We start from the raw sequence: 19257 nt of genomic DNA, 5'->3' as shown, positions 1-19257 counted from the left end.
CATCAGCAAACTGGTTTCAGCCAGCATCGCTTTAAATAAATGTTTTTGAGTGGCGCCAATTGCGGATTAATGGCCATTTGACGTTGTTTTTCTACGGTACGCGACATAAACAAGTTAGATATATTGGCACAAGCAATTAAGACTAAAAAAATGACACCCGCTAACAAGATTACCGCAATAGATTCACTCTGTCCGAGCATAACGTCTTTAACCGGACGTACCCGTATGTCGACTGACCAACCCTTAAAAAAGTCATCATCAGCAACACCTTCCTGCCAACGTTCGTTCACTAAAGGTGTTAAAAGTTGTTGTGCCTGAAGAGAATTAACGCCTATTTTCAATAAACCAATGAACATCAGGTTATCACTTACTTCACCAAAATTTTGTCTGCGCCATTCCCCTTCTTGGTTATAGTCCCATGGCAACCAAACTTGCGTTTCTCGTCCAATTTCAGACAATGCTGGTTCAACAAAATGCTTAGCCAACACTCCTACAATGCGATAACTCACACCACTCAGGTTAATTTTTTGCTCAAGGATATCAGCGCTACCATTAAAATTATGCTGCCAAGTGTGATAACTCAGCATAGCGACAGGGTTATTGGTATTGATCGCTTCGCTGGACTCAAACATACGACCCAACGCCATTGGTGAAGCTAAAACCTGATGTAATTCAGATGTAACATAGGCGGTATTAACAAGCGGTTGACTATTATGAGAAATAATCACACCTTGACCGTAAGTCATCATTGCTGCTTGCTCAAATGCTGCTTTACTTTTGTATAAATCCACTAACCCTGGATAACTAAAAGATTTACCTTGATCTTCCTTTTCTTCGCCAACAATTTGATGCTCTGCAACAAATAAACGGTCTTGTTCTGGGTAAGGCAATGGCTCAATCAACAATAAATAGGCTAGCGTTAAAACACACAGCAATGCGCCTAAGGTAATGCCCATGGTAGAAACAACACTAAAAACAAAACCCGGTTTTTTCTTAAGGCTTAAAAAAGCTTGTTTTAGTTGATAGGTAAATAAGTTCATTATTCACTTCCTTGTAAGTTGCTTATCGCAGGAGAATTAATAAATCGTCTTAAGGGTAAATAACAAGCCAATAACGAAAGAGTAGAAATTAATAGGAGTGTCGCGACAAACAGTGGCGCTAATTGCAGGGTGATATAGGTTGAAAGCTCAACACTAAAAAAGAAATACACACTCAATAAAATAACCAAGCTAAGCAATAAACCGCTAATAATCGGTTTCGCATTGTCTTTTATAATCAGTAATATTAAGTCACCACGTTTAGCGCCTATTGCCATACGTGTTCCAATCTCAAAACGGCGCATTTGGGTGCTGTAACTTAAAATGCCATAGAGGCCAATGCCCGCGAGGAAAAAAGTGATTAACGTTAAAACTGTCGTTGTCACCGCGGTTGTAATTTGAGTAAACAGGCTTTGAGTAAGCATTTCATTTGCTGATTTGAAGCTAAATACAGAATATCTAGCGTCAACTTCGGCTAACAATTTACCCAGTTGTTGGCGACTAATAGACTGGCCAGCCTTTATTTTAAGTATAAAATTGTTGTCGTCTAGATTATCGGGCACATAGGCCCTTGGTATAGGCGCAGCTACATCATCGCTGCCAAACGGAGTATCGCCAGGAATAACAATATCTTTAACAATACCTATTATTTTAAATTCAGGCTCATTTATCGATACTAGTCGCATACCTACGACATCACCGTCAGGTGTTAACTGCTTAGCAAACGCTTGGTTAACAATCATCGAATAGTTGTTATCTCGGCTATCTAGCTTGGTAAAATTTTCACCTTGTAATAGCGGTTGTTCAATTAGTTTAAAATACCTATGATCAATTCTTTTTAAATACGGTGAATGCCCTTCATTATCATCAAGTTTGGTTAGCAATTTAATACCAAAGCCATCTAAAGGTGAACTCCCATGCGCAATGGCTTCCACCTGTGGTAAGGTTTTAAGCTTTTCTATGATCTCAGCCATAATGGCTATGACCTCTTCCTCACTAGATAATGGGGTTGAAGAGAAGTTTAACGTTAACGTTGAGATATTATTAGTGGTAAAACCTATCGGGGTATTAATGGTTTTAACGGCATCTTTAAGTAAGCTAAAGTTGGCAAATACTAATAGCGTCGCTAATGCCACCTGACTGGCGATTAATACTTGGCGTGTCTTTGTTGATACCCGTAAACCACTGCCCTTACCACTACTTTGTAAGCTAGCATTGAGCTCACGATAATTGATAATACGCGTACTTAATTTAGCAAAAAATAATGCAAAAATAATGGTGATCAGCGCCGCACAGCTTAGAGTTATCCGATTAAGCGATAACTCGTTTACTCGCGGTAATACCGCACCCAAATATTGCTGCATAAGATAAAACCCGCCCTTGGCAAGTATCAAGGCGAGTATGATCGACATCAACATCAGTAAACTGGTTTCAGCCAACATCGCTTTAAATAAATGTTTCTTAGTGGCACCAATCGCTGCTTGAATCGCCATTTGACGTTGCTTTTCTGCAGTACGTGCGATAAACAAATTAGAGATATTTGCGCAGGCAATCAATACTAAACCAATCACACCCGCTAACAGCATTACCGCAATAGACTCACTATCCCCGAGCATAACGTCCTTCACTGAGCGGACTCGCATTTCGATTGACCAATCCTTGAAGAACTCCATATCAGCAACACCTTCTTGCCAGCGTTTACTCACTAAAGGGGTTAAAAGTTGTTGTGCTTGGCTTTTGCTAAGTCCTTTTTTCAATTGACCAATAAATTTAAAGTTACCTTTTATGCTCAAAAAACTTTTTCTGCTTACTTGGTCAGTCTGATTATAATCCCATGGCAGCCAAACTTGCGTTTCACGCCCAATTTCAGCCAATTCGGGTTCAACAAAGTTTTTGGCCAATACACCAATAATGCGATAACTAACACCTCTGACATTGATTTTTTGTTCAAGAATATCCGCACTGCCATCATATTTTTGCTGCCAAGTATTATAACTGAGCATAGCTACTGGGTTATTGGTATCTAAGGCTTCGCTCGCCGCAAACATTCGACCTGTTGCCATAGTCGACGCTAACAGTTGATGTAACTCCGGCGTGGCATAAGTGGTATTAACCAGTGGTTGGCTAAGGTGAGAAAGGATCACATCTTGGTCATAATACATGATTGCCGCTTGTTCAAAGGCCACTTTACTTTTGTATAAATGCACCAAGCCAGCATAACTATAAGCAACTGTTTTGGTCTCTTTTTTATCGCCAAGAACCTTATGTTCGGCAACAAACAGTCGATCTTGCTCGGGGTAAGGCAATGGCTCAATCAACAATAAATAAGCCAGCGTTAATACACATAACAGCGCACCTAAGGTAACGCCCATGGTTGAAACAACACTTAAGACAAAACCTGGCTTTTTCTTTAAGCTTAAAAACGCTTGTTTTAGTTGATAAATAAACAGGTACATTATTCACTCCCCTTTAAGGCATGAATAACGGGATTTTTAATAAACGGGCGTAACGGCACATAACAGGCAAGTGATGAAAGCAGTGATATTGCTCCCACTGTGAGAATAAATAAGGGGAGAAGCTCTAAGCTAATATAAGCATTTAATGTATCACTGAAACCAAAATACAAAACAAGTAATACAATAAAGCTTACCGCTAAACCAATGCCTAATGCGCCAGCATTATCTTTAAAGACTAAGCTAACAATGTCTTTACCCTTTGCACCAATAGCCATGCGAGTACCAATTTCAAAACGACGCATTTGGCTAGAATAGTTAAGAATACCGTACAAACCTAAACCCGAGAGTAATAACGTTAAAATAGCCAATACTAGTGTCGTAACGGCTGTAGTTACTGAAGAAAATAATCGACGGTCTTTATATTCATTGAGTGATGTGAAGGTGAATAAACTTAATTTTTTATCAACGCTTTTCATCGCACTAATCATTTCATCACGATTAAATATTTGCCCTTGATGCTGTTCTATTAGCAACATATTTCTTGCCAAACTTGCGGGGTAATAAAAACGAGACTCTACTCTCTGTATGCCAGGCATATTAATACTTTTTACAACGCCAATGACTTCAACACCATTTTTAAATTTAAAGCCAATTGCACTGCCTTTTGGTGCTAATTTTTTCGCAAAAACATCATTAACAATCATCACGCTTCTGTCGTCTTTAATATCTGCCGCACTAAAGTTGTCACCTTCAATAACCGCTTGTTTGAGCATGCTAAAGTATTGATCATCAATATCTTTCCCTAGCACGGTATAACGATTGTCTGTTTCCATAGCCGTTAATGCCAAAGTACCAAAGCCTGTAGGTCGCATCGCTTGGCTTACCTTTTTTATTTTCGGATGAGCTAATAACTCAGCTTTAAGGGCGGTGAGTTTTTGTGCTTTTATCTCGCTTTCAACATTGGGTAATGCCAATACGACCGAGGTAATGTTATTTGTTTGATAACCCAAAGGTTGGTTTACTAATTCACTGGCGTCTTTATACAAAACGACATTAATAAAGACTAAGGCGGTTGCTGTCGCTATTTGACTGCTAATTAAGATGTTTCGCACACGCTTTGACACTTGAATACCAATGCCTTTGCCACCTGATTGCAAAGTAGCGTTAAGCGCATGATAGTTAATCATTTTCAAACATAAATGTGAGAAGGTAAGTGTTAACAATATTAAGAGTAAAATAGAGGCGGAAAATGAAAATGCATTCAGTTCAAGTTCATTAATGCGCGGTAGGAAGTCACCAAGGTAATATTGTAAAACGCTAAAGCCAACAAAAATAACAACCTGCGCGAGTAAAATAGCAGCAAACATTAATAGCCCTGTTTCAGCTAAAATATTGCGAAATAATTGTGCTTTAGAAGCTCCAACAGCAGCAGAAATCGCAAGTTGTTGTTGACGCTCTACTGTTCGAGAAACGAATAAATTGGCGATGTTAGCACAAGCAATAAACAATAACCCTAATGATCCAATCAATAATAAGTAAACACTACGTTCACCATCGCTCACAATAAAAGATTTTAATGTTTGTGTTTCGAGTACGATCGACCAATTTTTAAAAAAATCATGACCCGATACCTTACTTTGCCAATTTTCATTGACAACCTTTGTTAGTATTTGATCAATTTGTGGCTTGGAATATTCCGCATATTGCTTATTCAGCTTACCAACATATATCAAACCGCTATCATCATTTCCCCAACGTTTTCGTTCTCTTTCACTTACCGAATTATAATCCCATGGAAGATATAACTCGGTTTTAAAACCAGCGCCGGCGAGTGGCGCTTCAATGTTTTTTTCTGCGAGTACACCAATAATTCGGTAGTTATTTCCGCTTAACGTCAGGCTTTTTTCAAGCACATTAATGTCACCATGAAACTTATTTTGCCATGTTTCATAAGTTAAAACGGCAACGGGGTTATAACTGTTAACTTTTTCACTTTCTTGAAATCCTTTCCCTAACGCCATTTTGGCAGAGAACAATGAAAACCATTGCGGCGTTATAAATGATATTGCCACCATGGGTTCGCTTGGCAAGGAAGTAATGACCCCACCATCAACATACATTAAAACACTTTGCTCAAATAACGATTGCTGGTTATATAAATGCATTAGATTAGGGTAGGTAAATGCACGGCCATCAATAACATTTTCATTACTGATTAATTGATGTTCAACATTATATAAACGCTCTTGGTCAGGATACGGTAAGGGTTTTATTAACATGACATACGCTAAGGTCAGCACACATAGTAAAGCACCTAAGGTTACGCCCATGGTAGAAACCACACTAAGCACAAAAATCGGTTTTTGCTTTAAGCTTAAATACGCTTGTTTGATTAAATAACTGTTCATTTTTCATGACCCTATCTTCTGACCATCACCCTAAATAAGGTTCAGGGTGAGTTATCTCGCTAGTTTTACACCCAGCGGGTCTAAAATAGCGTCATCCTGAACTTGTTTCAGGATCTGGTTTTTAAACGTTTCAACAACTTTAGATACTGAAATAAATTCAGTATGACGGTACAAAGTACTTATTGAGTTAGCCGATTTACCCGACTAGTTTTACACCCGGTGAGTGTAAAATAGCGCCATCAAGAAGTTGTACTTTAGTACGCGCCATATCTGCATAGCGCGGGTCATGCGTTACCATACAAATAGTTGTACCCACTTTATTTAATTGGTCGAGTACATCCATAACTTGGTCAGCACTTTTTGAATCAAGGTTACCCGTAGGTTCATCGACTAATAAGACGGCAGGGTTTGCGACTAGGGCACGAGCAATAGCAACACGTTGTTGTTGACCGCCAGAAAGTTGGTTTGGTTTGTGACTAATACGGTGTGACAGGCCTACTTTTTCTAAACATTCTATAACACGTTTTTTGATTGTCGCGTTATTAGGCTTGTCGGCATGGTAGCGCAGTGGCAAAGCCACGTTGTCGAAAACTGAAAGCTCGTCTATTAAATTAAACGATTGAAATATAAAACCAATCTTTGCATTTCTAACTTCTGCAGCTTGATCCAGCGATAGGTCAGTAACATTGACACCTTCAATGAAATACTCACCACTGCTACTTACATCAAGTAAGCCCATAATTGATAAAAGTGTTGATTTACCACAGCCAGAAGGACCAGATATTGAAACGTAGTCTCCTTTATTAACGGTTAAGTTAATTGATTTCAAAGCATGTGTTTCAAGTTCTTCGGTTTCAAAAATTTTACCGATATTTTTTAATAATAAAATGGCTGTGCTCATGTACCTATCCTTTTGTAATTTTATGACTCAATTATAGAATCGAGATTTTTGCTGTTTTATAGTTACTTAAATCTGAAATAATAAATTGGTCGCCCAAGTTGGCTCCCGCACTTATTTCAATAAATCGTCCCGTTTTTTCTCCAAAACTTATGTCGACTCTTTTAGCTTCGGACATTCCTTCATTAAGCCGGTACAGCGCAGTTTCACTCTGCGCTTGCACATTGGCAGGTCGGTCGATGTAGTAAATGTTTTTCAGCACTTTAGCCGTGATCACCGCATCAATACTTTGTTCTGGCCTTGCACTTTTAGGGAGTTCCCCAGGGAATGATATCTCCACCTCGACGGTGTTTTGGTCAACAATAGGGTCAATGCGCTTAACTTTCCCCTTAATGAGTTCTTGTCGGGTATCAACGATAACGTTCTGACCAATGTTAACTAATTGCACTTGGTTTTGTGGCACGCGGATCAACGCAATTAATTCAGTAACACTACCAATTAGGGCGACTTCTTGCCCTGGAGACAAGCTTTGCCCTAAATTTACAGATAAACGTTGTAGCACACCGTCAAAACCGGCCTTTACCACTAATTTATTTTTCCGGTCTTTAGCGATTGTTAGTCTTTGTTCGACTTGCTTAATACGTTCTAGTTGTATATTTATCGCCTCTTTATGCACTTCTTTAAGCTGTTCATTACGTTCTTTAAAAATTTCAATTCGTTCTTTTAACTGATCTTCACGCAATATGCTTTCTTGATAGTCTATTTGTTTGACAATACCGCTTTTTACCAATTTATTTTGTGCGGTTAACGTTAAACGAGCCCCTTTATGCTGTGATACAAGTTCTAAATAATTTGACTTTTCGGTGAGTGTTTCGCGTCTTTGGTTTAATTTTAGTTGGCGTAAGTTAGCTCTTAACTCAGCTACTGAATATTCAGCACTTTGCACTTGTTGCTGCAGTTCTGGGTTCGCTAATTTTACGATTACGCTTTCTTTGGTAACGGTCGCGCCAGGTTTTAATACGATTTCTTCAACCGTTGCTTTGGTGAGTGTGGTAATTAATTGCAACTTATCTGAGGTTAACTTTCCGTATCCTTCCACGGTAACGTCTATATCTCCTTGTTTGACTGTTGCGAGTAACAGATCTTTTCTCGCTAGGCTGACATTATTAAGTGACGCTTTCGCATAACTCACCAATATAATAACAATAACAACGGCGATCGTTGCTATTACTCCTTTGTTATTGAGCAATGTCTTTTTAGGCTTTTGTTTTAAAATATCCACATTATTCTCTTGGTTGTTGCTTAACCGTCTTTCTATATATATATTTATATAGCTAATTTCGTGCCAATAATATTTTCCTTAGAAATCAATACGAAACATTAAATCGGCAACCCTACTTTCGTACTAGTTCAATAATGAACTAAAAACATTTCGTTATTGGTACAAGATAATTCGGTGATTCCTTTTTACTTCATAATTTGTAGCCATTACAATTAATACTTTATATCTATTTGGGATAGACTCTTGCTGAAACATGTTCTTATTTGGGATTTACCTTTACGACTTTTTCATTGGCTATTTGCCTGTACCGTTATTGCCTCTTGGTACACTTCTGATCAAGACAATAATTTGATTGATATTCATATGAAACTTGGCTATTTCGCTTTAGGTTTACTTGTTTTCAGAGTTTTGTGGGGATTCGTTGGCACTAAACACTCGCAGTTTAGATCTTTTTTTCCAACACCTAAGGGCCTTATTAACTACATTAAGGATCTAAAAAACAATCAAGTTAAAGATAGTAGTGGTCATAATCCATTAGGCAGTTTGATGGTTTTTTTGATGATTTTTCTCATCAGTTTACAGGCAATAAGTGGCTTGTTTATCAATGACGATGTATTTTCTTCTGGACCTTACTACGATAGTGTTAGTAAAGAAGTAGAACAAGTTATGATGTTTTTACATCACAATGTCTTTGATTTTATGATTGCAGCCATTGCTATGCACCTATTGGCAATAGCCTATTATGAGCGAGTAAAAAAACAGTCGATAATACTGCCGATGATCACAGGAAAAAAGCTTGCCGCTAAAGTTGATAAGAAAAATGTAATCAAACACTCTAAGTTATCGATTGCGCTTTTAATTGTAATAGTGGCTGTGGGTTTTGTTTATTGGCTGGTTGTGCTGAATGCACCTGTCATAGAAGAATATTACTACTAATACCTTTGTTATTTTAACAATAGGTGATTACAGGCTGTTTTACACCGCTGAAATCACTTATGAATTTATGTTAATTAAACCCGAAACCATCAGACTTCAAAGTACCAAAGTCGTTTAAATGGTGGCGGGTTAAGCACTATTCTGCTTTAAAGTCATCATGGCAGCCGCCGCAGGTTTTACCTACACCACCAATCGCTTTTTTAATAAGACTTTCATCTCCGCTTAAAGCTGCTTTTTGCAAATTAGCCGATGCTTGTGTTAAATCGTCAATACGTTTTGAAAATGCGTCAGGTTGTTCCCAAATTTTGTCGAGTGCTTCAGTCTTCACTTTATGTGCCGAAGTGTTCGTGCGGGTATAATCTGCGATCATCAGTGATAATTGATTAATGCGTAAAGCATGCGTTGATACTTTTTCCGCTTCAAATTCAATTTTTCCTTTAGCCATACCGCCTAAAGGACCCATGTTGCTGCCCAATAAACTAAATATTGATTGGCGTAAGTCAGTCGCCTTTTCTGCATGTTTTAAAGAGCTTGCTGAGTTAGCGATTGCACCTGTCGCTAATACAGTAAAAATACTCGCGGCTACTACTTTTGTAAATAATTTCATTTTATTTATTGTCCTTATGGTAATTTTTATCACTATAGCAAAACTTCTCTATTAAATGACAATAAATATTATTTACAAATCAACATATTGTTACAAACAGTTTCATCGGTTCAATTTACTCAAATAAACAAAAGTTCATTTTCGAACTAGCGCCTAGTTCATAATTGAACCCACTGCTAGCTCCTATTGATGTTGGGTTTAGGTAGTATCATCATTACGTTAACGCCTTGTTGCGGTTGATCACTCTCGTTATTATTATGCAGTTCCATTACCCCATGATGCTGTTCAATGATATTACGACAAAAGCTTAACCCTATTCCTTGGCCTTGTGGTTTAGTTGAATAGAGCGGAACAAATAAGTTGTTCATGTTAGAGAATCCATGGCCATCGTCGGTAATTTCAATAATGTAATATTGATCTTCTAAAGTAAGGCTAACCGCTATTTCAGTGGCGCCTGCCTCTTTAGCATTTTTAAATAAGTTAATAAAAATTTGTTCTATAAATTCGCCATCTGCCCAAAATTCATTAACACGTGCGTTGAGGGTAATGTTTATATCAGTGAACAAACCTGAAACAGACCTAATAACATGCTCTACAGACAACCACTGGCAGTTTATTTGTAGTTTTTGTGATAACGACGAATAACGGTTCACAAAAGATTGTAAATGCAAACAACGCTCGGTAATCACACCAAGTACCATTTTGTCTCTTTCGTTGCTTGCTTTATCTGCTAGCGTCTCTGCCATTGAAGATACCGGTGTTAATGAATTACGGATCTCATGGCCGAGTACGCGAATGATTTGTTGCCAGGCATTTAATTGGCTTTCTCGTAATGCGGGTTCAATATCAATAAAAAGCAGCAGTTGATGGTTTTCACCGTCATCTATAAATTCACTGTGACGTATTTGCCAGCGATTTTGTTTCGCTTGTTCTATGAACTTCCAGTGTCCATCATTGTAATGTAAACCCAATAAATCGGCAGTGGCGTGACGAAACATTTGCCATGGTTGCTTAAATAGATAATAAAACGCTTCGTTACCAAGCGTAAGCTGCTGTTTTTCATTAAATATTAAAACTGGTGTGTCTAATTGCGAGATCAATTGATAAACCAGAAAAGCCTGCTGATCATAATGAGACTTTTGTGTTTGTAACTTTTCACTCAGTTGTTTCAATTGCTGATGGAATTCACTAACTTTACCCTTTGGGAAAGTTGATTTTCCAAATTGGTTATAATCTTCCTGAGTAATGGCATCTAAATGTAAAGAAGCACGGGTAAAAGATCGCATCACGCGCTGCTTTATTGACAACGTAAAGCCAAAACAAATCGTAAAAAGCACTAATTCAATAATAACGATCCACTGCCACCTTATCGTTAAAAGCCATGAAATACAACCACTTAACAACAAAATGACGGTACATAGTATGGCAAGTTTTTTTTGTATAAAGCTTTCTAGAGAATTAGTTTTTAGCAAGGCCATATTTCTCCACACGTCGATACATCGACGCTTTTGTTAAACCCAGCAATAACGCCGCTTGAGGTACATTTCCTGCGCTTTTATTGAGCGCTAATTTAACCATAGCAACTTCCGCTTCAGCCAATGTCATTAATGGTAATTGATTACTCTGCTCATTATTTTGAAGCGCATTGTTGGCTAATTTTTCGACTGCCCCCATGGGACTGATATTTCTAATGTGCAAATCTTCTGCCAATAACTGTTCATGTTCAGCTAACAATACTGCTCGTTCAACTAAATGGCTCATTTCCCTCACATTCCCTGGCCAATGGTAATCAAGCATAGCTTGCTGTGCACCGTGCGATATAGAGCGAGCAGACCGTTGATATTTTTTAGTGAATTTATCAACAAAGAATTGCGCTAACAATAAAATATCTTCCGTGCGTTCTTTTAACGACGGTACTCTAAATTCAATCGTATTAAGACGGTAATATAAATCTTCTCTAAATAACTCAGTACTTAGTAACTGAGTGAAGTTACCATTAGTAGCTGATATTATACGAGTATTTGTCTTTTTTGTCAGGCTTGACCCAAGGGTTTCGTATTCTCCATTTTCTAATACACGGAGTAGTTTAGCTTGTTGGGAAAGTGGAATATTGGCGATTTCATCCAAAAATAAAGTGCCATTTTCAGCAAGTTCAAAACGCCCAATACGGTTTTGTTTGGCATCAGTAAAAGCGCCTTTTTTATGGCCAAACATCTCGCTTTCAAACAGTGACTCGCTGATAGCGCCCATATTGACAGCAATAAAAGCTTCATTATTACGCTGTGATTCTTGATGAATAAAACGAGCAAGTTCGCTTTTACCTGTGCCATTGTCACCGGTTAATAAAATACTGACATCAGTATTTGCCACCGCTTTTACTTTTTTCAATAATTGCGTCATAACCGGTGATTGCCAGACATAATCGTCACAATTTTCATTGATAAGTTGTTGTTTTAATTTTTTATTTTGACTTGAAAGATTTAAGAGGTCGAGCTGCTGTGCCACAGTATGTAATAAATGTTTATTACGCCAAGGCTTTTCAATAAAATCGTTAGCACCTAAGTTCATTGCTTTTACGACTAGGTCGGTGTTTGACCAAGCGGTCATTGCTATTGTTGGTGTATGTGCAAGTGAAGAGTTTTGTAACCAGGTAAGAAAAGCTAAACCTTCTTCACCAGATGTCGTGTCTAGTTGATAGTTCATATCAAGCAATATCAAGGATATAGCATGATTTTTTAATTTCACTTGTGCAATTTGAGGGTTGTCGGCTTCAATAACGGTGTAGTGGTGATCTTCTAACAATACCGCTAAACTTAGACGGATATCAGGACGGTCATCAATAACTAAAATACAGGGCATCTACTAATATTCCTTAGATAAATGTAACGAAAGCAAAATTATCTTAATAATACTTTCGGTGATGAGCTTGCCATCTCGGCGCGCACCCAGTCAATAAAAACCTGAATACGTTTGCGCTTCGCTGAATTAGGATCATAGGCTATATAGCGCTTCCAAATCACTGGATGCTTAATTTTAAAAGGCACAACCAATTGTTTTGTAGGGATATATTGCGAAAACATTGCACTAGCAGCCAACGTTACGCCATGACCGCTTAATACCGCATTTAAGGCCATGTCGCTCGAGGTAACTTCAGTTTTCTTAGTCATGTTTTCAAAGCCTTTGACGCCTGCATGTTCAAACCATTTATCCCAAGTAACTACCTGTTCATTAGCTAAGCTAACTAAGGTGCAGTCTAGGAGGTCTTTGGGGCTTTGAAGCCACATGTGTTGTAATAATTTTGGGGAGCAAACAGGATAAACAACGTCTTCACCAAAATCTTCCATGACGAGGTTGTCAGCGTTGAACACTTGTTTGTTAACACCAAAGCGTATCGCCACATCGATATGTTTTTGTTGTAAATCTTCTTTTTGATTTGAGCCTAATATACGTACATTAATATCCGGATGTACTTGAGAAAATTTATATAAACGAGGCATTAACCATAAAGAACAAAATGCTTGTGTTGACGTAATCGTTAAATCGCCAGCAATATCTTCATGTTGAATACTGTTAAGCCCTTTTATCAAGATATTAAGCGCTTGATGTGTCGACTCATACAAGGTCTCGCCACTTGGCGTTAACAACATTTTACGACCCGTACGAACAAATAACTTTATGGATAGAACATTTTCCAATTGCCGCATTTGTTGGCTAACCGCCGCTTGAGAAACAAACAACTCTTCTGCCGCTTGACTATAACTTTTATGCCGAGCAGCACTTTCAAAGGTACGCATTGCATTTAAATACTTGAGTCGTTGATCCATCTTTACTTATTAGTCATAAGTTTTACTTATATTAAGTGTAAGTTTATATCGTTGGTTTGTCATTTTTTGTTTTGACAAAATAGTGTTACACCCATAAATAAGGATAGATAATGGAAAAGCAAAATAAGACATTAACTACTGATAATAAAGAAACTAATGAAAAACTTACTGATGAAAAGAGTAATAGATTAAAAAATAAAACAATTAAACTTCAACAACGTTTAGCTATCATTTCAAATAATTTAAACTTATGTTTGTTAATTCATTTTAAATAATGGCTTTCGATAAAAAGTTTCGTAATAAACTTTTACATTTTACGATGAACCAACGTTTTTTACTTTGGTCTATACTCGCAACAATAAAAATTAATAAATGATTCTCTGAGGATAACCATGAAAGCTCTTAAAACACTATTTGGCGGATTTATCGCCTTGACCTTATTCGCTGCGACAGCAGTTGCAGCACAAGACAGTAAATTTGAAGAAGGTAAGCACTATACGGTTATTTCCGCACAAGGCACTAACAAACCCGAGCTGCGTGAATACTTTTCTTATTACTGTCCTGCGTGTCGCGCTTACGAACCTTACTTAACTGAATTCGAAAAAGTATTGCCTGAAGGGGTAAAGCTAGAAAAAACCCATGTGGATTTTATGCGACAAACAACGCCTGATATTCAATTTATGTTGAGTAAGTCACTTATCATTGCTGAAAAAACAGCGATAGCTAAAAAGTTTTCACCTGCTGTTTTTAAATATTTACAAACGGATCGATCAACAATAGAGACTGAACAAGATATTCGTGAGATTTTTATATTAAGTGGTGGTAATGGCGCTAAGTTTGATAAAGGCATGAAAAGCTTTAGTATTGTTAGCGAAGCTAAGCGTAATAAACAAACGCAAGATAAGTTATCAAAAGCTCGCTATTTAACAGGGGTACCTACGATGGTTGTTAATGGCAAGTATGTGATAAATTCAAAAGCATTAGATGATAAAAACTTTTTCGCTGATTACACCGCATTAGTTGCTCACCTCTTTACGCTTTAATGGTCAATTATTTACCTTCTCCATTATAAAAATCTATTAAGGTGAACTTAATAGATTTTACATTTCCGAACATACGCCTATCAAAAACGAACAGTTACTCACCTCTGTATTAAATTAAAATACATATTCAATTGATATATATACAATTTAATTATTGGCATAACTCTTCCATTACACTATTCAACTTTATACTTATAGCAATAGACGTTCAATGGAAATAAAATTATTAAAACAAAAACCTTGGAAAAAATGGTTAGCCTTTAGTTTATTTATTGCACTTATTGGTTATGCTGCTTTCGCTGTGAGTAGTAAAGCGATCAAAGAAGTAGCTTATGGCACGTTAACTTTTCAAGCAGTTGAGCAAGGTGCTATTGATGTTTACACAAATGCTTATGGTGAGTTTTATTCTGCCAAAGAGCGTTTACTCACGGCGCCAGCAATGGGTAAAGTCGCTGAGATCTTAGTTCGCCCAGGGACAAAAATAACAACTGAAACTATCATACTATTATTAACAAACCCTAAACTTGAGCAAGAAGTTAACCAAGCTAAAGGCTTGTTAGCACAACAACAAGCGCAACGTGAAGCCTTTAAATATGAGCAACAAAGTCTGCGCTTAAATTATCAAGGTCGTATCGCTGATATTGAGGCCGAAATTGAAAAAGCTCAGCTTGAACTCTCTGTTAATGAAAACTTAATGGATTTAGGCGTTTCCTCACAAATAGATTTGCAACGCGCTAAATTATCAGTGAAACAACAAACCAAGCGATTAAAGTTTGAAAATGAAAAATTAATACAATTTGTTGAAATGCAAGGATACCAATTAACCCAACGCGATATCACGATTACTCAGCAAGAATCTCAAGTGGTTTTATTAGAAAAACAACTTGAAGACATGCATGTAAAAGGTGGGATTTCCGGTTCATTACAAAGTTTAGAAGTTGAATTAGGCCAAAGTGTTCAGTTGGGCCAATCACTTGCGAAAGTAGGTAGTGATTTAGCGTTAATCGCGCGTTTACGCTTGCCTCAACAGTTAGCAGATCAAATTGATATTGGTGCCCTCGTCACGATTAACACTCAAAAAGGCTCAGTCAAAGCACATATAAGCCGTATTGAAAGTATTGTAACGAATGGCTCTGTATTAGCTGAGGCGGTAATTGACAGCGAACTGACTTCGAACGCTCGCCCCTCTCTGTCAGTGTCTGCACAAGTATTTGTAAAACACGAAGCCAATGCCACTTTTATCAAGCAAACATCGGGTCTTCGCCCTCGTTCAAAACAAAGTATATTCGTAAAAACTAACAAAAATACTGTTGTGCAACGAGAAGTTGTTTTCGGAGAACTTTCTCAAAACAAATTGATGATAATTGGAGGGTTAAGTATTGGCGATGAAATTATTAGCAGTGATACTCGCCATTATGAAAGATTCAAAGAATTAACCCTTACTTATTAACGTAATTCTAAGTATTTATTATAAAAATGTAGTCATTAAAACAATCATAAAAATAAGGAAATAATAATGAAAACTATAGTTAACATGAATAACGTTCATAAACGTTTCGATAGCAAACAAATTGAAACGCATGCACTGCAAGGCGTGTCTTTAGATATTCATCAAGGTGAGTTTGTTGCTATTACCGGACCTTCTGGTTGCGGAAAATCAACATTATTATCAATTATGGGGTTAATGGATAACGCCAGCGAAGGTGAATATATAATAGCAGATATTAATACCCAAGGTTTGAAAGTTGACCAGAGAACACAAATAAGAAACCAGCATATTGGCTATGTATTTCAATCATTTAATTTAATCGACAGTTTGACCGTTTTTGAAAATGTCGCTTTGCCACTTGAACACAGGAAAGTAAAAAAGGCAGAAATTAAGCAACGTGTTGAAGAAGTATTAGCGCAAGTTGATATGGCACACCGTCAAAGTTATCGACCTAATCAGTTATCAGGTGGTCAACAACAACGTATTGCCATCGCTCGTGCGTTAGTTGGGAAACCTGATTTAATTTTAGTGGATGAACCCACCGGTAACCTAGATAGTAAAAATGGTGACCAAGTTATGGCTTTATTAGAAACACTGAATAAAGCAGGTTCTACTATTGTAATGGTAACCCATGATTCTCGCTATGCACGTTGTGCAAGTCGCCAAATTCAGCTACTTGATGGACAAATAGTTTCGCAAGCAAATACAAACAACCCAAACCATGCCGAAAAAAATAGAGAATTACAGGGGGTTGCATGAGCTTAGTCAGTAAAGCTTTCTATAGCGGCATCGGACGGGTATTTTCTTTACCTCGTTTAAGTGTACCGCTTATTCTAACCTTAGGGCTAACACTTGGTGCGGTGTTAACGGTAATCGCTATTTCATCGACTCTTTTTTTCCAGCCGTTACAAGGTGTACCTAATGAGGATAAGCTTCATACTTACTCAATAAATGTTCCTTTTAGTGATGATTTTATTGTGCCTTTTTTTGAAATGAAACGTCTAGCTCACTTTTATGAGGATTATTCGGCATTAGGTGAATGGGCAAGTATTTCCACCCAAACAGCCAAGATTTCCATCAATAATACTCAATATGAGGTAAATAAGCATAAAGCGTCTAGTAACATTCTAACCGTATTAGGATCAAAATTAATTAAAGGCCAAGACGTTAATATTACTTCACCTGAACGGTTTGTTTGGATCTCAAATAGTTTATGGCAAAGTGCATTTTCGAACAAAAATTCTGCCCTAGGCTCAATCATTCAACTAGAAGAGAAAAATTATACCATTGCAGGTGTTATTGAAGACGTATCAGCAATAAAGAGTACGGGTGTTATCAATTCAAACCAAGTGTGGAAGATAAGCAACTTACCACAAAAAAAGTCTGAACCTGAGTCAAACGCCCTTAATGGCGACTTAGAAAATATTATTGTTTTACAAAAAGATAACCGTAGAATTTTAACTGACAATGAAATTAAAGAATGGAGTAAAAGATACGTAGAGAACAATTTTACGGCTGAGGCAGCAGGCACATTCAAAATGTTTAGTAAAAACTTCGAACTAAACATTAGTAATAAAAGCTACCGTGAAAACTTACTAGGCTCTTCAGTATCACTTATTGTCACCTTATTGGTAACGGTTGTTGGTTTATTATTAATGGCGGCGCTAAATTTATTGAACTTGTTTATCGCACATTATCAGGCGAGAAGTAAAGAATTTGCAATTCAGTTAAGTTTAGGTGCCAGCCTAAATAAATTACGACTATTAATTTTTTTAGAAAACCTCCCTTGTTTCAGTTTAGCAGCCATGACTGGCTTATTGTCAGCAGGCTGGATAATCAAACTCTTGCCTATATTAGCTGGCAACAATTTACCTTTATTAGCAACCATAAGTCTTGATTTTCCAACGGTGATCGCCGCTTTATTAATTGTAATGTTATTGACACTAATTTTTAGTTTACTCGCGACTATTGACGTTAATAAACATAGCTTAGTAGATAATCTAAATAGCAGTGGTAAAGGTATACAGGCACAAAACAACCAAACATTGAGTAAAGTATTAATGGTACTTCAGCTATCTTTAGCTTCTATTTTATTAACATCAAGCGTAATGCTCGCACTGCAAAGTTATGAAGAGGTCTTTGGTGAGGTCGGTTATACATTAGGTAATAGCTATCAGATCACTATGGAACCTATTGATAATAAAAATAAAAACATTCTAGCTGAACACCTTGAAACTAAGGTATTAAGTAATCATGACACAACAATGATGACGTTTATTGAAAGCAATGTAAGTGAAAGCAAAGTTATTGTTCCTTCGTCTGGGCCACTTAATGGAAGATTTACAATTCAAACGTATAAAAATGAGGATACTAATTTTTCATTAAGCTATGAAAAAAAATATTTCAACGAAAGTTACTTTTCAGCCTTTAAAATCCCCTTGATAGCTGGGAAAAACATTACAAAAGAACAAATAGAAAATGATGAACAAATAGTTATTGTGGACACCGCGATGGCAAAAATCATGTACCCCAAGCTTTCATTTAATGAAATTATTGGTAAAAAATCACGAGTTTCAGACGCTATTATCCAAGGTATTGTGCCAACACTTAAAAGCCTACCAGGACACTTGAAAAAACATCAACTACCCATTGTTTATAATGTAGAACCTAGTTCATCTAATTATTTAACTTATACGATTATGATGCCTGAAGGAAAAAAACTAACGACTTCAATGATAGAAGATAAGTTCAAAGCGCAATTCCCCCTGTTCAAAAACTTAGAAATTACCGCATTGAATGAGACGTGGGCTGAAATGACTCAAATGCATCGTACTAGTTTATGGATAATAGTCACGGTAACCCTACTGACCATAATACTTGCCGCTATTGGTGTCGCAGGTTTGACTCAAATGACCACCAACAATCGTAAGTATGAATTAGCCGTACGCATGGCGACTGGCGCGAAACAGTCACTATTAGTGCGCTTTATTTTGAAAGATGCTTTGTGGATGTTGGTATTGGGTTTAGGGCTAGGCTTTGCATTTTCAGTTTTTGGTTATGAGCAACTTCAAAAGCACATAACGATGTTACCTGAATTTAATGGCGTCGCTATGTCGATATTAGATTTAGGTTTAATTTTTATTGTGCTTTTGTCTGTCATTATTCCTGCTTGGCGCGTAATAAGTGCTGACCCAATGCAAGCATTACGTGAAGAGTAATATTTTTTCATACTTAAAATTACGTTATCATTAGGTAAATTGATAAAGTTAAGTGAGGG

General features: G+C 37.2%; 15 protein-coding genes. 6 read left to right on the top strand and 9 right to left on the bottom strand.

The annotated features are described in order from the left end of the window. Window positions 1-2: 2 nt before the first annotated feature. The 5 genes from H4J52_RS00140 to H4J52_RS00120 form a co-directional block, all read right to left on the bottom strand. Window positions 3-1040 (bottom strand): ABC transporter permease, encoded by a 1038-nt coding sequence (locus H4J52_RS00140; RefSeq protein WP_182224052.1) that lies wholly within the window; start codon window positions 1038-1040, stop codon window positions 3-5. Continuing rightward, window positions 1040-3493: an ABC transporter permease gene (locus H4J52_RS00135; protein WP_182224051.1), complete on the bottom strand. Its 2454-nt coding sequence runs from the start codon at window positions 3491-3493 to the stop codon at window positions 1040-1042. The genes H4J52_RS00140 and H4J52_RS00135 overlap by 1 nt, the downstream gene beginning before the upstream one ends. Beyond that, window positions 3493-5901, bottom strand: coding sequence for an ABC transporter permease (locus tag H4J52_RS00130; protein ID WP_182224050.1), 2409 nt, complete (start codon window positions 5899-5901; stop codon window positions 3493-3495). Before H4J52_RS00130 ends, H4J52_RS00135 begins: the two co-directional genes overlap by 1 nt. A gap of 196 nt (window positions 5902-6097) precedes the next feature. Then, window positions 6098-6802: an ABC transporter ATP-binding protein gene (locus H4J52_RS00125; RefSeq protein ID WP_182224049.1), complete on the bottom strand. Its 705-nt coding sequence runs from the start codon at window positions 6800-6802 to the stop codon at window positions 6098-6100. A gap of 31 nt (window positions 6803-6833) precedes the next feature. Next, complete coding sequence (locus H4J52_RS00120; RefSeq protein WP_182180326.1) at window positions 6834-8081, bottom strand: HlyD family efflux transporter periplasmic adaptor subunit; 1248 nt, start codon at window positions 8079-8081, stop codon at window positions 6834-6836. Between the two features lie 243 nt (window positions 8082-8324). On the opposite strand from H4J52_RS00120, the gene H4J52_RS00115 reads away from it, so the two are divergent. After that, window positions 8325-9017, top strand: a complete 693-nt coding sequence (locus H4J52_RS00115) for a cytochrome b/b6 domain-containing protein (protein ID WP_220461050.1) — start codon at window positions 8325-8327, stop codon at window positions 9015-9017. A gap of 136 nt (window positions 9018-9153) precedes the next feature. Here the strand turns inward: H4J52_RS00115 and H4J52_RS00110 are convergent, their stop codons facing one another. The 4 genes from H4J52_RS00110 to H4J52_RS00095 all read right to left on the bottom strand — a co-directional run bounded on the left by H4J52_RS00110 (window position 9154) and on the right by H4J52_RS00095 (window position 13448). Continuing rightward, window positions 9154-9624 (bottom strand): cytochrome c, encoded by a 471-nt coding sequence (locus H4J52_RS00110; protein WP_182224048.1) that lies wholly within the window; start codon window positions 9622-9624, stop codon window positions 9154-9156. 176 nt (window positions 9625-9800) lie between these two features. After that, the gene (locus H4J52_RS00105; protein ID WP_182224047.1) at window positions 9801-11102 is read right to left on the bottom strand and encodes a PAS domain-containing sensor histidine kinase; all 1302 of its coding nucleotides are present in this window, start codon (window positions 11100-11102) and stop codon (window positions 9801-9803) included. After that, a complete protein-coding gene (locus H4J52_RS00100; RefSeq protein ID WP_182224046.1) occupies window positions 11083-12483 on the bottom strand; it encodes a sigma-54 dependent transcriptional regulator in 1401 nt (466 codons plus the stop codon). Before H4J52_RS00100 ends, H4J52_RS00105 begins: the two co-directional genes overlap by 20 nt. A gap of 38 nt (window positions 12484-12521) precedes the next feature. Then, window positions 12522-13448: a LysR substrate-binding domain-containing protein gene (locus H4J52_RS00095; RefSeq protein WP_182223446.1), complete on the bottom strand. Its 927-nt coding sequence runs from the start codon at window positions 13446-13448 to the stop codon at window positions 12522-12524. A gap of 110 nt (window positions 13449-13558) precedes the next feature. On the opposite strand from H4J52_RS00095, the gene H4J52_RS00090 reads away from it, so the two are divergent. The 5 genes from H4J52_RS00090 (at window position 13559) to H4J52_RS00070 (ending at window position 19198) form a co-directional block, all read left to right on the top strand. After that, window positions 13559-13723: a hypothetical protein gene (locus tag H4J52_RS00090; RefSeq protein WP_182224045.1), complete on the top strand. Its 165-nt coding sequence runs from the start codon at window positions 13559-13561 to the stop codon at window positions 13721-13723. A gap of 117 nt (window positions 13724-13840) precedes the next feature. Continuing rightward, window positions 13841-14491: a thiol:disulfide interchange protein DsbA/DsbL gene (locus H4J52_RS00085; RefSeq protein ID WP_182180316.1), complete on the top strand. Its 651-nt coding sequence runs from the start codon at window positions 13841-13843 to the stop codon at window positions 14489-14491. Window positions 14492-14702: 211 nt separating this feature from the next. Further along, entirely contained in the window at window positions 14703-15941 is a 1239-nt protein-coding gene (locus H4J52_RS00080; protein WP_182224044.1) for an efflux RND transporter periplasmic adaptor subunit, read from the top strand. 66 nt (window positions 15942-16007) lie between these two features. Then, window positions 16008-16739: an ABC transporter ATP-binding protein gene (locus tag H4J52_RS00075; RefSeq protein WP_182180312.1), complete on the top strand. Its 732-nt coding sequence runs from the start codon at window positions 16008-16010 to the stop codon at window positions 16737-16739. After that, on the top strand, window positions 16736-19198 hold the full coding sequence (locus H4J52_RS00070) for an ABC transporter permease (RefSeq protein WP_182224043.1): 2463 nt from the start codon (window positions 16736-16738) through the stop codon (window positions 19196-19198). Before H4J52_RS00075 ends, H4J52_RS00070 begins: the two co-directional genes overlap by 4 nt. Window positions 19199-19257 lie beyond the last annotated feature (59 nt).

This window comes from Colwellia sp. MB02u-14 (assembly GCF_014076915.1).
GTDB lineage: Bacteria > Pseudomonadota > Gammaproteobacteria > Enterobacterales > Alteromonadaceae > Colwellia_A.
The sequence above is the reverse complement of the archived record's forward strand: the minus strand, read 5'-3'. Positions and strand labels throughout refer to the sequence as shown.